Here is a 15,090-nt window from a genome sequence, read left to right on the forward strand (position 1 = left end):
AGGTTTGGGCATCACGCCCATCTATCCCACTCGATTCCCTACGGGAATCCCCAACGTCAGTTTTGCAACAAAGCCGCGTCGAGCTATGCCGGCTTCGTGACGGTAACGCCGCCGGCGAGCTTCCAGCTGGCACATGGTGGCCTGTCACTGGTGGCAACACCAACCCTTACGCCCAGGCCTACAGCCTTGGTTCGGGCTCGACCGGCAACCCCAATCTGAAGCCCGAGAAGTCGCGCAGCTTCACCGCCGGGATCGTGGCCGAGCCGGTCCGCAACGTCAGCTTCACGGTCGATTACTACAACATCAAGAAGACCGACGTGATCGTGACCGGTCCGGATGCGCTCACTGCCCGTGCGAACTATTTCGCTGGGACCGCGCTGCCGGTAGGCTACACCGTTTCGGCCGTCGACTCGCCCGATCCGCTGTTCCCGAACGCGCTGCCGCGCGTGCTCATCATCAACGTGCCGTTCGTCAACGCCGGCTCGATCAAGAGCTCGGGCCTCGACTTCGGCGCCAACGTGACCGTTCCGATCGCCGAAGGCGTGAAGTTCACCAGCCGCCTCGATATGACCTATGTGATCCAGTACGACCTCGATCCGGCGACCGGTGGCAAGATCCAGAAATATGCCGGTACGCTTGGGCCTTACGAACTGTCGTCGGGTGCTGGCACGCCGCGCGTCCGCGGCAACTGGCAGAACACGCTCGACCTCGGTCGCTTCGCGCTGACCGCGACGACCTATTACGTGTCGCGGATCAAGGAAGTCGCCGCTGACGAAGGCGACGATCTGAGCTGTGCCAATGCGAAGGGCGAGAACACCGGCAACCTGTACGGAACTGGCAACAATTTCTGCTATATCAAGCGGTTCGTCTATGCCGACGTCAACGCTGCCTTCAAGGTGAACGACAGCTTCACCTTCAACGTCTATGTCGGCAACATCACCGGCGAGAAGGCCCCGCTGGCACCGGCATCGTATTCGGGCGCCAACTACCTGCCGACCTGGCACATGGCCGGGATCGTCGGCCGCAGCTTCCGCGCTGGGGCGAACTTCAAGTTCTGATCTGGCGGCACCCCGGGCGGGTTTGCCTGCTCGGGGGTGCAGGCGGGGCGGCGCAGCGTCGTGGCGAGAGCACCGACGCTGCGCCGTTTTGCTGTGTGCGGTGCCGACGCGGCGATTGCCGCCGTCATCCAGGCTAACGCCTGGATCGCTTCAACCCGGCGCAGCGCATGCGCGTCACACGATCCCGGCCTTCGCCGGGGTGCCGATGCGACCGCGTCCGAATCAGCGGAGCCGTTTCACATCGACCGCGCGGCCTTTGCCGATCTTCGCAGTATAGCGGCCCAGCATGCCCGCCTTGATGGTGACCGTGTCGCCCTTGCGCGGATCGAAGGTCGGCGATTCAGCCGTCGACTGCCATTCCCCGCCTTCGGCAAGTCCGAACGCCCACAGGCCGTAGGCCGCCTGGCGGGCGGATGTCACGGTGCTGGTGATCTCGCGAACGTCGGTGTCCGAATCGGCGCGGGGATCTTCCTTGCCGGTGCCGAACAGATTGAGGTGCGGTAGCGAGAAGCCGAACAGCGAGCGCTTGGCGCGCTGGACAGCTTCGCGGTCGACGATCCTGATCTCGTGGCAATCGCGCGCGGAGATAAGGGCCACGCTGGCCTGTTCGTAACACGCCAGGCGTTGGTCGGCGGCTGCCGTACGACATGCAGCGAGCGCCGAGACCAAGCCTTCACCCCGGCTCTCGGTGGTCTGCGCTGCGGCAGGGAGTGGCGCCAGCGCAAGGCAGGCGATCAGGGCAGTGGCGCGTGTGGGCAAGAGACCGTGCTCCCATGGTTGTAGCCGTCGTAGCGGGCGCCCGCCGGGCGGAAATCTGTCCGAACGTGGCGATCTGTATCTAAAACATCACAGCCCGAACAATATTCACACGGTGACGTATTAGCCCGTTGCGGTCCTACCTCGGGATATCATACCCATGTGTCAACGTCCGTCCAAGATCGGACACAGATTACACCAGCCGAACAGGCCGGAATGGGGGTTTTATGAAATCGACGACGCGGTCCGTTTTGCTTGGGTCCACTCTCTTCGCCAGCGCGGCACTGGCGTCGGCGCCTGCCTTCGCGCAGACCGCTCCGGCCACGCCGCCGGCCGACACCACGGCGCAACCTGCGCCCGCAGCGCAGTCGACTCCCACGGAAAGCGGTGCCGATATCGTCGTCACCGGCAGCCTTATCCGCAATCCCAATCTCGTCAGCTCGACGCCGGTTGCAGTGATCGGTTCGGACGAACTGGCGCTGCGCCAGACCAACACCGCCGAACAGGTCCTGCGCGATCTGCCGGGCGCGGTCGCGAGCATCGGCTCGGCGGTCAATAACGGCAATGGCGGCGCCAGCTACGCGGATCTTCGCGGCCTCGGCAACTTCCGCAACGTCGTGCTGCTCGACGGCAACCGCATCACGCCGTCGAACACCGTCGGTCGCGTCGATCTCAACAACATCCCGCTCGCGCTCGTCCAGCGCGTCGAGACGGTGACCGGCGGCGCTGCCACGACGTATGGCGCCGACGCCGTGTCGGGCGTCATCAACTTCATCACGCGCCAGGATTTCTCGGGCGTCGAGGCGACGGTGTCGAACCAGATCACCGAGCGCGGCGATGGCCACACCTATCGCGCCGATCTGACGATTGGCGCCAATTTCGACGACGGCCGTGGCAACGCGGTGCTGTCGGTCGGCTATCAGCATTCCGACCCGGTCTATCAGGGCGCGCGCAACATCGCGGTCAACAACTACACCTCGTCCAGCGGCGCGGCCGGTGGTTCGGGCACGACGGTGCCGACGCGCTTCTCGGTCGCCGGTCTTGGCACGGGGGCTGCACGCGTTTCGGGCAATCGCCAGATCAACCCGACTACGGGCGCGCTGCAGTCGCCGGTCGTGCCGTTCAACTTCAACCCGTACAATATCTTCCAGACGCCGTTCCAGCGCTACAATATCTACGGCGCGGCGCGGTATGACATCTCCGACCATGTCGAAGTCTATTCGCGCGGAATGTTCTCGAAGAACCAGGTGAGCACGATCATCGCGCCGTCGGGCAGCTTTGGTTCGTCGCTCGCGATTCCGTTCTCGAACCCGTATCTGCCAGCGGCAGCACGGCAGACCTTCTGCGATAACAACCCGACCTTCAGCGCGACGGGCGTTCAGGTCGCTCAGCTGACGGCAGCGCAGTGCGCCGCCGCAGCGACGGCAACCGCGACGACCGATCCGAACTTCCGCTACTTCACGGTGGCGACCAACCGCCGCACGACCGAAGTCGGCTCGCGTCTGTCGGATTACACCACGACGCTGTTCGATTACCGCGCCGGCGTGAAGATCGGGATCACCGATTCGATCAAGCTCGACATCAACGGTTCGTACGGCGAATCCGAGAACATCCAGTCGATCCAGAACTATGTGCTGACCTCGCGGCTTCGCGCTGCAGCGTTTGCCACCAATACCACGAGCTGCCTTCCCAACGGGCCCAACGGTGCCGCCAGCATCACGGCGGGGACCGGCTGCGTTCCGATCAACCTGTTCGGACCTGAAGGATCGATCACGCCGAATCAGGTGTCGTATCTGACCGCGAACAGCACGACGTCAAACCGCGCATCGCTGGCGCAAGCGCGCGCGCTGCTCAACGGTGACATCGGCGTGACGTCGCCCTTCGCCGATACGCCGATCGGTTTCGCGCTGGGTACCGAGTATCGCAAATACACCGCGTCGCAGGCGTCCGACACGCTGTCGCAGACGCCGGGCGAGCTCGGTGGCGCAGGCGGTGCTGCGCCGACCTTCCAGGGCGGCTATCATGTGACCGAAGGCTATGGCGAGTTGATCGTTCCGGTGGTCACCGACAAGCCGTTCTTCAAGAGCCTGACGCTCGAAGGCGGCCTGCGCTATTCGAGCTACAAGGTCGATACCGCGGGTTCGCGTGGCTATGACACGCTGACCTACAAGGGCGGCGCAACGTGGGAGCCGACGAGCGGGATCCGCATCCGTGGCACCTATCAGCGCGCTGTTCGCGCGCCGAACATCAACGAACTGTTCGCACCGGTTTCGACCGGCCTGACGAACCTGTCGTACGATGCGTGCGCCGGCACCGGGCCGACCACGAATGCCAACCTCCGCGCGGTCTGCCTTGCACAGGGCGCCCCGGCGGCCTCGATCGGCAGCATCCAAACCCCGACCGCAGCGCAGGCCAACTTCACCGGCGGCGGCAATCTCGCGCTCCAGCCCGAAAAGTCGGACTCCTACACGCTCGGCCTCGTATATCAGCCGAACTACGTTCCCGGCCTGTCGGTCTCGGTCGATTACTACAATATCTCGATCAAGAACGCGATTTCGCAGCCGACCGCAGGCGACGCCTACAATCTGTGCTTCGGCAACCGCACGGGCGCCGGGATCACCGCCGCCAGCGCGTCGAACGTGGCGTGTACGTCGATCCGCCGCAATCCGGCGACGGGTGCGCTCGACGGCGATCCCGCAACCACGGCCGGTCTGTTCATCGCTCCGAGCAACCTCGGTACGGTCCTCACCGATGGTATCGATCTCAACGTCAACTATCGCCGCAACCTCGGTTTCGCGAAGCTGAACCTCGGCTTCCTCGGCAACTGGACGTCGCGGTCGAAGTTCCAGGCGACACCCTTGTCGCTGGTCCGCAGCTGCGTAGGCTATTACGGCCAGAACTGCGGTTCGCCCGCTTCCGCTGGTCCGTCGTCGTCGGCCGGCTCGCTCCAGCCGCAGATCACGTGGAACCAGCGCACCACGCTGACCTTCAACCGCGTCGATTTCTCGGTGAACTGGCGCCACATCAGCTCGATGCGCGTCGAGCCGGGCGTCACGACGTTCAGCGGCACGATCGCCACGGGCGCACTGGCGGGCAAGGCCGTCAACTTCGGCAAGATCCCGTCGTACGATTACTTCGATCTGACGACGCGCTTTGCCATTGGCGACCATTTCGACCTGACCTTCACGGTCATGAACCTGTTCGATCGCGATCCGCCCGTCGTCGGTGGTACCGTCGGTTCGACCACGTTCAACAGCGGCAACACCTATCCGTCGACCTACGACGCGCTGGGCCGTCGCTTCGCAGTCGGCGCCACCGTCAAGTTCTGACGGATCTCCGACACGGGCACACAGGGGGCGGGCCGCAAGGCTCGCCCCTTTTTGTATGCGTGCCGCGCTCGCGCGGGATGCTTTGGGTCCGTGGACTTCGTAGGCAAGGCGGCGGCACGCGCGCGCCGCCGCCGGGCCTAGTCGCTGCTGCCGAAGCGCTCGATCCACGGCGCGAGGATTGGCAGGACCGGGCCGAGCTGGTCGGCATAGCGCCGCCATTGGCCACCGCCATTGTAGAGCCCCTTGCGCACTTGCGTCTCGCTCGCGGTACGGACGCCGCGGTTCCTCGCCGTGCTGGCGAACGCTGCGAAATCCTCGGTCCAGGCGATCCCGATGAACTCGGCCAGCGCGCGGACGGGGGGTTCGAACTCCCCGACCAGTCGATCGTAACGGACGTCATGCGTCGCGATCGGCAGCGTCTCGCGGACAAGGTCGATCAGCCGCATCAGCGAATCATAATGCCGCGCGGTCTCTTCGAGATCACTGAACGCCCAGGCACCCGCACCGGGCGTGAAATTGACGCGGAAACAGCTCAGGACGACGTCGCGCGGGTCGCGGCGCATCACGACAAAGCGCGCCTGCGGGAACAGCCGCGCGAGGATCGGCAGCTTGATCCCGTTGAACGGGTTCATGTCGACGAGCACCTTGCCCGCGACAGACGTTTCGGCGAGCGCCGCGACGCGCGCCCAATAGCGCGTCCGCAAATCGAGCAGCAGCGCGGGGTCGAGCGTATCGAGGTCGGGCATCGTGCCGTCATTGGCAAGCAGCGCGGCGTCGATATCGACCAGCGTGTCGCGTTCCTCGAGCGCGACGACATCGGTCGCGCTCGCCAGCACATTCTCGATCAACGTCGTTCCCGACCGCGGATAGCCCAGCAGGAAGACATGCGTCGCGGCGGCACCCGCGACGCGTTCGTCGGCGGGCAACGCTGCGATTGAGCCGGTCGCGGCGACCTGCGCGCGGATCGAGTCGATGAAGGCGCGGTGCGACGGACGGTCCACCGCCGGCGCGAGCTGTTCGCGATACGCCTCGCGGAAGGTGGCTTGCGCTGCACGATACGCGTCGAACGCTTCGGCGGGGCGGTCGAGCCGGTCGAGCGCGTCGCCGAGCAAGGTCAGCGTCCGCGTGCGATCGTCGAGCGCGAGTGGCGTCTCGAGCAAGGGGCGCAGCAAGGCCTCGGCACGTGCGCCGTCGCGCGCTTCGACCGCCAGCAGCGCGAGCGCGAAGATCGCCGACGGCTCGTGCGGGTTGAGTGCCAGCGCGCGCTGCGCATAGCTTTGCGCGCTCCCAGCATCGCCGCGCCGCGCGGCGGCGTCGCTCAGCTTGCCGAGCGCTGGCGACAGCGTCGGATCGAGCGCGAGCGCGTGGTGATAGCTGTCGGTCGCCGCGGCATCGTTCCGCAGTGCATCGAGCACATAGCCACGTTCGAGCCACGCCGCCGAATGGCGCGGTTCGGCCGCAACGACGCCATCGAGCACCGCGAGTGCGTCTTCGAGGAACCCCTGTTTGCGCAGCACCGCGCCGATCGAGCCGAGGATCGCAACGTCGCCCGGGCTGAGCGTCAGCGCTTGGCGGAGCAACGCGTGTGCCGCTGCGAAATCGCCGGCTTCCTCCTTGCGCCATGCGGCGAGGTTGAGCACGAGCGGATCGGCGCGCCCCGCCGCGAGCTCGCGTTCGGCGAGCCTTGCGGCGTTCACGACATCGCCCGCTGCAAGCGCTTGATCGATCTGCGATCTTTGCGATCGAGGTGCGACCGGCGGACGGCGGTTCTGCGTGTTTCGCTTTGACATTAGTCCGCCATAATCCGTATCGTTACACAGGCATATCGCCATATGCTGTTATGCTGTGAGGACGTCATGCTGATCCTGCTATTGCTATCGCTGACGGCTCCCGATCCGCAGCCAACGCCCGCGCAAGCGACGAAGACGGCCGCCACCACGCCCGAGAAGCGCGTTTGCCGGGAATTTCCGGTGACCGGCTCGCTGGTCGGAAGCCAGAAGGTGTGCAAGACGCGAGGTGAATGGGACATCGACCGCGAAAGAATCCGCGCGAGCGGTCTCACATCCGGTGTCTGCGGCAATCAGGGCATCAGCGGGAATTGCTGAGCGCCTAGTCAAGCAAGCCCGCCGGGGCGATCAGCGCGATCGCGTTAGCCGCCGCGACCGCTTCCGCCCAGATCGCGACTTTCTCGATTTCATCGGCATGGAGCGTATCACCGCGGGCCAGCTCGGCGGCACGATCGTGCGAGTCGAACGCCGCGCCGGACTTGGAATGGGTGGTGAAGGCCGGTCCGTGCGCCATCGCCGCGAGCGTCACCGGATCGATCGCGCGCTGCGTCAGCGCAGCCAGACTCGCGAGCGTCGCCGACGGATCCGCCATCAGCGTGGCGCTGTCGAGCGTGCGCACCCGCGCCGGCCCGAATTGCGTGACCAGCCGCGCGAAGAGCTGCTGGTGCGCGAGCCATCCGACAGCTGCGACCTGCAGATCGGTCAGCCCGAGATAGTCGCGCGGACCAAAGCCGAGATTGACGAGCCCGTCGTCGAGCATCCCGGTCAGCAGCGTCCGCACCCAGAGCCGCCCGTCCAACCCCTTGCGCGCGATCGAGCCGAGATAGGTGCGCAGCGGCGCATAGAGCAGCACCGCACAGGCGTCGCCGCGCAGCGTCAGCAGGGCAGGGGCGAGCGCGTTGACCGCGGTCGACGGCTTGACGAACACCGCTTCGCCCGGCTCGAACGGCCGCGCCAGCAAGGTCAGCACATCGTCGAGCACTTCCGCCATGTCGGGCCCTTTGCCGCCGCGGCGACGCCAGCCGATGATGTCGTTGAGGATCACCGGCTCTTTCAGCCCCATCGCCCAGCCGGGGTGATCGAGCGCGCGCGCGAGCAGCGTCGAACAGCAGAAGGCCGAGTGAAACAAAAAGTGGATCGGCGCGGCCGTCGGTGCGGCGGCGATCGCGTCGGCGCGGCGTACGACGAGCGGGGCGAGGCCAGCGGGCAGATACTCGTCGGTCAGGAAGGTCGCGCGGCGATGCTCGGCGCGCGGCACCGGCGCGAAATGCACCGCGTCGTGGCCGGGATCGTAGCGATGCGCGAGCCAGCTCGCATCGCGCACCGCTTCGGCGATCGATCCCGGCTGGCCTTGCGGGCTGCCCGACAAGGTGGCCGGTGTCATCATGCTTGTTTGTGCAGCCGCGCGCGCGTTGTCTAGTCGGTTCGACGCCGATATGCAGGTGGCATGGACGATGCGGATATTCAGCGGATGCTTCAGGCGGCGGTCCAGGAGCGGCGCGCCGGACGGCCTGAAATCGCTGCAGGCCTGTTTCGCGACGTGCTGGCACAGGCTGGCGAGCATCCGCTGGCGCTCAACGCGCTGGGCATGCATGCCTTGGCGCTATCGCGTCCGGGAGACGCCGCGGCCTATTTCGAGCGCGCGATCGCCGCCGACGCGCTTGCCCCCGAATTGTGGATGAACCTCGCGCGCGCGCGCCGCGAGCAGCGCGACGACGCGGCCGAGGCCGCCGCGCTCGAAGGCGCGCTGGCGATCGACCAGCGGCACTTCATGGCGCTGGTGCGGATGGCGGAACTGCGCGAGCGCCAGGGGGACGAGGCCAGCGCCGCCGACCGCTGGGGCAGCGTGCTCGCGATGGAAGCCTCGATCGAGGAGCGCAGCCCGGCGCTCGACCTAATGTTCGACCATGCGCGCGCCTTCGTCCGCGGGCAGCGCGCGGCGTTCGGCAATACCATCGACCGCGGGCTCGCCGCTGTGCGCGAGGCGATCCCGGTGGCGGAGCGTCGGCGCGCCGATGCGTGTATCGATCATGCGCTCGGGCGGCGCGCGATCTATGCGAACGTCTGTGCCGGGATGCACTTTCCCTTCCTCCCGGCCGAGGAATATTTCGCGCGCGCGCATTTCCCGTGGCTTGCCGAGATCGAAGCCAAGACCGACATGATCCGCGCCGAGCTCGAGACGATCCTCGCCGAGGATGCCGCGGCGATCCGCCCCTATGTCGCGATGCCGCCGGGGACGCCGCAGAACAAATGGTCGGCGCTCGATCATTCGCTGCAATGGGGTGCGCTGCATTTGTGGAAGGACGGCGCCCGCGACGACGCCGCCTGCGCACGCGCGCCGCGTACGGCGGAAGCGATCGCGGCCTTGCCGCTGTCCGATTTGCCGGGCCGTACGCCGACGGTGTTCTTCTCGTTGCTCCAGCCGGGCGCACATTTGCCGGCGCATACCGGGGTCAGCAACGTCCGCTCGATCGTCCATCTGCCGTTGATCGTGCCGCCCGGCTGCAGCTTCCGCGTCGGCGGCGAGGAGCGCGACTGGCGCGCGGGCGAGGCGTGGGTGTTCGACGACACGATCGAGCATGAGGCGTGGAATCGCTCGGACCGGATGCGCGCGATCCTGATCTTCGACGTGTGGAACCCGTATATCACCGAAACCGAGCGCGACCTGCTGCGCCGCTTCTACGCGGTCGCTGCCGAGACCGACGTCGCGGGTCAGTCCGCGCTCGGCGTCAGCGACTGAGCGCTGCGGCGAGAAGCGCGGCGTCGGGGGCCGCGGTCGCCGCGTGGCGTGCGACATAGGCTTCCGCCGCGTCGAGTTCGGGCGCGATCGCGGCGGCAACCTCGGCCGCGCGGGTGCGCCGCGCCGCATTGTCGAACGCGACGCTCGGATTTTTCGAATAGGTCGAAAAGAGCGGGCCCGCGACGACCGTCTCGAGCGTCTGTGGCGCGATCGGCACGCCGAACTGCGCCGCGGCGGCGTGCAGCGTCGGGAGCGGCGCATCGAACAGCGTTTCGGCATCGAGCGTGCGGGCATTGGGCATCGCCGCCAGCGCGGTGGTGAACGCCTCGACCTGCGCGAGCCATAAGGCGGCACCGCGCTCGGCATCGCTCAGCGCCGACCAGTCGCCGAGATAGGGCGCCAATTGCGTCGTCACGTGGCGCAGCCAGCCGCGGTGATTGTCGTCGCGCAGGATCGCGAGCAGGTACGCGCGTAAAGGGAGATAGAGCAGGATCGCGGGCGCGGCGCGCTGTGCCGCGGCGATCTGTGGCAGCAGGAAATTGACCGGCACGTTCGCCTTCACCAGCGTCGGCGCATCGCCGCGATAGCGCTTGCCGAGCATCGCCAGCACCAGCGCGAGCCGGGCAGGGTCGCGCTCGATCGCGCTCTGCCGCAGCGCGAGCGGCTCGCGCAGCACCAGGCTGGCCGCCGGATCGTCGAGCGCACGCGCGAGCAAGGTCGATCCGCAATGCGCCATGTGGAAGATCCACGCGGTCGGCGCGGCGGCGCGCACACGCGGCATCAGATCGGCGAGCGGCAATGCCATGCGCTGCGCCGCCGCCGGGGAAATCCGGTGATCGAGAAAGATCGAACGATGATAGGCGGCGCGGTCCATCGGCACGAACACCGCATGGTCCTGCTCGAACGCCTGCAGGAAATGATCGGCCGAGCCGAAGAGATCGTCGAAGGTCAAGGCCACGCTTCGCTGTAGCGCGCAGGCGTGATGGCGGCTATCCCCGGTAGGCCATGGCCGCCATTCATTTGCCCGCGCTTCACCAGCCGCACGTCGTGATCGAAGCGACCGGCGAAACCTCGATTTTCGAGCTCGACCGGGCGCGCCTGATCGATCTTTACAAGGCGCATGGCGCGCTGCTGTTTCGCGGCTTCGGCGTCGATGTCGCCGGCTTCGGGACCTTCGCCAAACAGTTCTGCGCAACCTCGGTGGTCAATGAAAGCCCCGGGCGTCAGTCGGTCGATCCTGCGGCGAACGTCTTCACGGTCGATGCCGGAAACGGTGCGTTCGCGCTCCATCCCGAACTGTCGCGCGAGCCGTGGAAGCCCGATGTCGCCTTTTTCGGCTGCATCGTCGCGCCGCGATCGGGCGGGCGCACGACGATCTGCGACGGCGTCGCGCTCGCCCGCGAAATGCCCGAGCCGGTGCGCCGTGCGCTCGCCACGCGGCGCCTGCTCTACATCAAGCCGACATGGCCGGCGCTGCTCGAATATTGGCTCGGCACGCCCGAGCCGAGCGACGCGCAACTCGCGTCCCCGCCGCCTGGCTGTCCCTATTATTTCCGGCGTTATCCCGATGCTGGGATCTTGCGCGTGTTCAGTCGGCCGGCGCTGCACATTCCGATGTTCAACGACGCACCCGCCTTCGGCAATTTCCTGCTGTTCTCGCGCTTCAACCACGGGCGCGCCGACCATCCGGTGCTCGACGACGGTCACCCGGTGCCCGAGGAGTGGTTGCAGGCAATCAAGGCGACGGGCGATCGACTCAGCGCCGAGATCGAATGGGATCCGGGCGATCTGCTGATGCTCGACAATACCCGTTTCCTGCACGGACGGACCGCGATCGTCGATACCGCCGAGCGCGTGATCCTGACCTATTTCGGCTATCTCGATTTCGCGCGGCCCGACCCCGAGGAGCCCGCGAACGCGATCTGGCGGCGCGAGGATTTCGAACCGCCGTTGCGGCCCGATCATCCGCGCCTCGGAGGGATGGGTTGAACCGCTGAGGTAGCGTTCGAGGGCGGCCGGGGCGCGGCCATCGGGGTCTCGGGCGAGGGCGCTGCGACCGCTCGCAACCCTCCGATGCCGCGTCGTGCACGCACGCCTAGAATTGCGGCATGGCAGCGAAAATGCGCCGAATATTTCGCAAACCTTTGCAGTAACGCCCAGATATGGCCGTTGCGGATGCAATGTTGCAGCACGGTTACAGGTCGTTGCAGAAGTTATCATCGCAACGATTCGCGGGTTTACACCAACCCGGTGCACCGCCAATCAATCGTCATGTCTCGGGGGGCCGAGCACATGTTCGGTTACGAGACTTGCCAACTACGCAGCATCGCGAGCCTTCGCGACGCGTGCGTTCAGCAAGGAATCGCATGTGACTGACACGATCTTTTTTGCGCGTAAGGCCCGGCTGCTCGCCGGTGCTGCATCGAGCGTTGCACTGCTCGCCTTCGCCGTCCCGGCCTTCGCGCAAGACCAGGCGCCCGCACCGGCTGCAACGCCTGCGCCGCTGCCAGCAGCGCAGCCCCCTGTCGACGACACCACCAATGGCCAGGACATCGTCGTCACCGGCACGCTGATCCGCAACAGCGCCGCCGCCGGCGCCGCGCCGATCAACACGCTCACCGCGCAGGACTTTGCGCAGCGTGGCCAGAACACGATCGCCGAGGCACTGCAGACGATCCCTGCCAACGGCGCCGGCACGATGACGCGTGCGTGGAACAGCTTCGGCTTCGCCACCGGCGCGACCGCGGTGTCGCTGCGCGGTCTGACCACCGGCAACACGCTGACGCTGTTCGACGGTCTGCGCTCGGCGATCTACCCGCTCGGCGATGACGGCCAGCGCAGCTTCGTCGATCTGAACACCATCCCGCAGTCGATCGTCGAGAAGGTCGACGTGCTGCAGGACGGCGCATCGGCAACCTACGGCGCCGACGCAGTCGCCGGCGTCGTCAACGTCGTCGTCAAGAAGCAGATCGTCGGGCTGCATGCGAATGCGTCGGCCGGCATCTCCGAGCGCGGCGACGGCAGCGAGAACCGCGTCGACCTGACCTATGGCTATGGCAAGCTCAGTGAGCAGGGCTTCAACGTCTATGCCAATGTCGAGTACCAGCAGAGCAATCCGATCTACGCGCGCGACCGCGGCTACCCGTGGAACAGCAACAACTACAGTGGCATCTGTAAGGCTGGCGGCGGCACCTGCCTCCCGAATGAGACCGTCAACGGCATCCAGGCCGACGGCAGCTTCAACGGCCTCGGCACGACCAGCGTCCCGATCGTCCGCGCCTACCAGAACGGCAGCCCAGTCGCCGGCTCGCAGTTCCAGTTGCTCAATCCGGGAGCCGGCTGCCGCAACCTGACCGCGATCACGCTGACTCCGGCGCAGCAAGCGCAGTCGGCAGCCGCGGGCACGCCGACCGGCTCGCAGATCTGCGGGCAGGACCTGATCAACCAGTATCTCATGGAAATCCCGAAGCAGCAGCGCTTCGGTGCCACGCTGCACGCGACCGCGAACATCGGCAGCCAGGCGCAGGCCTATGTCATGGGCAATTTCTACGAAACGCAGTCGAGCAGCACCATCGCGCCGCTGGCCTTTGCCGGGCAGACCGCAGCGGGCGGTACGCAGTTCACGCTGAGCCCGGTCCTGTTGCCGGCGTTCGTCTGCCCGCGCGGCACGACCGTCGCCTGCACCGCGGCCAACGGCACGCTGAACCCGAACAACCCGTTCGCGGCGCAGGGCTATCAGGCGCGCGTCAACTATCGCTACGACCAGCCGCGTGAGACGCTGACCGATGCGAAGACCTATCGCTTCGCCGCCGGCATCGCGGGCACCTTCGGGCAGGGTTGGCACTACAATGCGGACGCGACCTATTCCGAGGTCGATCTCAAGGTCACCAACAAGGGCTATCTCAACGCCCAGCGTCTGGTGAACGTTATCAACGACGGGTCGTTCAACTTCATCGATCCCTCGCTCAACAGCCAGGCGACGCGCGACTATATCGCGCCGGTCAACAACAACCTGTCGACCTCGAAGCTGTGGCAGGTCCAGGGTACGCTCTCGAAGGCGTTCTTCACGCTTCCGGGTGGTGATCTGACGACCGCGGTCGGCGTCGCCTACCGTCACGAATCGGTCAACAACCCGAGCGCCAACGCGCCGAACGAGCTCAACCCGGCGGATCGCTATTACAGCATCAACTCGGTCAGCACGGTCGGCAGCCGCAACGTCAAGTCGGCCTTCTTCGAAATCGACGCGCCGGTGTTCAAGATGCTGAACCTCAACGCGTCGGGTCGCTATGACGATTATTCGTCGGGCCAGAGCAACTTCTCGCCGAAGCTCACCGCGATCTTCAAGCCGATCGAGCAGCTGCGCTTCCGCGGCACGCTGTCGCGCGGCTTCCGCATCCCGAGCTTCCAGGAAGCTTACGGCCAGCCGACGACGGGCTACATCACCGCGACCGTGCTGCCCTCGCAGCCGGGCGGCGCGGCCTATATCGCAGCGCATGGCGGCAACTCTTACGCGACGCTGCCCTACAGCTATGGTCTGACCTCGGCAGGCAACCCCAACCTCAAGCCCGAGCGTTCGACCAGCATCACCGGCGGCATCGTGTTCGAGCCGACCCGTCGCCTGTCGTTCACGGTCGATTACTACCACATCAAGATCAAGGGTCTGATCGGGGCTCCGGATTACTCGGGTGTGGCAGCGGCCTATTATGCCAATAACGGTGTCGTGAACTTGCCGGGCATCACCGTGAAGCCGGGCGTCGCCGACCCGAGCTTCCCGACCGCGCTGCCGCAGCTGGGCTTCATCCAGTACCAGTTCGTCAACACCACGTCGCAGACGACGTCGGGCCTCGATTTCTCGGGCACGGCACGGCTTCCGCTGGGTCATGGCATCAACCTGACCAGCCGGATCGACGCGACCTACTTGATCAACCTCGAGCAGGTCACGCCAGGAGGCGATCTCCAGCGCTTCGACGGGTCGCTCAGCCCGTGCAACATCACGTCGTGCTCGGGTGCGCCGAAGTGGCGTGGCAGCTGGTCGAACACGATCGACTTCAACGGTAAGGGCTCGATCAGCGGCACCGCTTATTACACCGGCGGCTATAGCATGGCATCGGTCGATTACGGCGGCAACCCGAACAGCTGCACCGACAGCATCGGCGCGTCGGTCTATGCCTATTCGGACGGCTCGCCGTACAAGTGCCGTGCGCGTCGCTTCATCGATGTCGACATGACCGGGACGATCAAGGTCAACGACCGTTTCACGCTGTACGCGAACGTGCTCAACATCTTCGACGTGAAGCCCGACTTCAATCCGGGCCAGACCTACGACGCGGGCTTCGGCTACAACGTCGCCTGGGAAAGCCAGGGCTTTATCGGCCGCTTCATCCGCTTCGGCGCGAAGGTCGACTGGTAAACGACACCCC

General features: G+C 66.1%; 10 protein-coding genes. 6 read left to right on the forward strand and 4 right to left on the reverse strand.

Features of this window, described 5'->3' with window-relative positions; translation table 11 throughout:
• Nucleotides 1-62 precede the first annotated feature (62 nt).
• Complete coding sequence (locus tag QN347_RS12850) at nt 63-1,058, forward strand: TonB-dependent receptor domain-containing protein (RefSeq protein ID WP_322161259.1); 996 nt, start codon at nt 63-65, stop codon at nt 1,056-1,058.
• 222 nt (nt 1,059-1,280) lie between these two features.
• On the opposite strand, the gene QN347_RS12855 is transcribed toward QN347_RS12850, so the two are convergent.
• Nucleotides 1,281-1,817, reverse strand: coding sequence for a hypothetical protein (locus QN347_RS12855; protein ID WP_322161257.1), 537 nt, complete (start codon nt 1,815-1,817; stop codon nt 1,281-1,283).
• Nucleotides 1,818-2,041: 224 nt separating this feature from the next.
• On the opposite strand from QN347_RS12855, the gene QN347_RS12860 reads away from it, so the two are divergent.
• Nucleotides 2,042-5,143 (forward strand): TonB-dependent receptor domain-containing protein, encoded by a 3,102-nt coding sequence (locus tag QN347_RS12860; RefSeq protein ID WP_322161255.1) that lies wholly within the window; start codon nt 2,042-2,044, stop codon nt 5,141-5,143.
• A 137-nt stretch (nt 5,144-5,280) separates the two neighbouring features.
• On the opposite strand, the gene QN347_RS12865 is transcribed toward QN347_RS12860, so the two are convergent.
• On the reverse strand, nt 5,281-6,933 hold the full coding sequence (locus tag QN347_RS12865) for a tetratricopeptide repeat-containing sulfotransferase family protein (protein ID WP_323494049.1): 1,653 nt from the start codon (nt 6,931-6,933) through the stop codon (nt 5,281-5,283).
• A gap of 66 nt (nt 6,934-6,999) precedes the next feature.
• On the opposite strand from QN347_RS12865, the gene QN347_RS12870 reads away from it, so the two are divergent.
• Nucleotides 7,000-7,248, forward strand: a complete 249-nt coding sequence (locus QN347_RS12870) for a hypothetical protein (RefSeq protein ID WP_322161252.1) — start codon at nt 7,000-7,002, stop codon at nt 7,246-7,248.
• 4 nt (nt 7,249-7,252) lie between these two features.
• Here the strand turns inward: QN347_RS12870 and QN347_RS12875 are convergent, their stop codons facing one another.
• A complete protein-coding gene (locus QN347_RS12875) occupies nt 7,253-8,314 on the reverse strand; it encodes a hypothetical protein (RefSeq protein ID WP_322161251.1) in 1,062 nt (353 codons plus the stop codon).
• A gap of 63 nt (nt 8,315-8,377) precedes the next feature.
• Here QN347_RS12875 and QN347_RS12880 point away from each other — a divergent pair, with 63 nt between their 5' ends.
• Nucleotides 8,378-9,670 carry an aspartyl/asparaginyl beta-hydroxylase domain-containing protein gene (locus QN347_RS12880; protein ID WP_322161249.1) on the forward strand — a complete coding sequence of 431 codons (1,293 nt, stop codon included), beginning with the start codon at nt 8,378-8,380 and terminating at the stop codon, nt 9,668-9,670.
• Here the strand turns inward: QN347_RS12880 and QN347_RS12885 are convergent.
• Entirely contained in the window at nt 9,660-10,628 is a 969-nt protein-coding gene (locus QN347_RS12885; protein WP_322161247.1) for a hypothetical protein, read from the reverse strand. The genes QN347_RS12880 and QN347_RS12885 overlap by 11 nt on opposite strands.
• A gap of 47 nt (nt 10,629-10,675) precedes the next feature.
• Here QN347_RS12885 and QN347_RS12890 point away from each other — a divergent pair, with 47 nt between their 5' ends.
• Nucleotides 10,676-11,659: a TauD/TfdA family dioxygenase gene (locus tag QN347_RS12890; RefSeq protein ID WP_322161246.1), complete on the forward strand. Its 984-nt coding sequence runs from the start codon at nt 10,676-10,678 to the stop codon at nt 11,657-11,659.
• A 379-nt stretch (nt 11,660-12,038) separates the two neighbouring features.
• Nucleotides 12,039-15,080, forward strand: coding sequence for a TonB-dependent receptor plug domain-containing protein (locus tag QN347_RS12895; RefSeq protein ID WP_322161244.1), 3,042 nt, complete (start codon nt 12,039-12,041; stop codon nt 15,078-15,080).
• Nucleotides 15,081-15,090 lie beyond the last annotated feature (10 nt).

Origin of the sequence: Sphingomonas sp. 10B4 (genome assembly GCF_035019905.1) — a bacterium.
Taxonomy (GTDB): domain Bacteria; phylum Pseudomonadota; class Alphaproteobacteria; order Sphingomonadales; family Sphingomonadaceae; genus Sphingomonas; species Sphingomonas glacialis.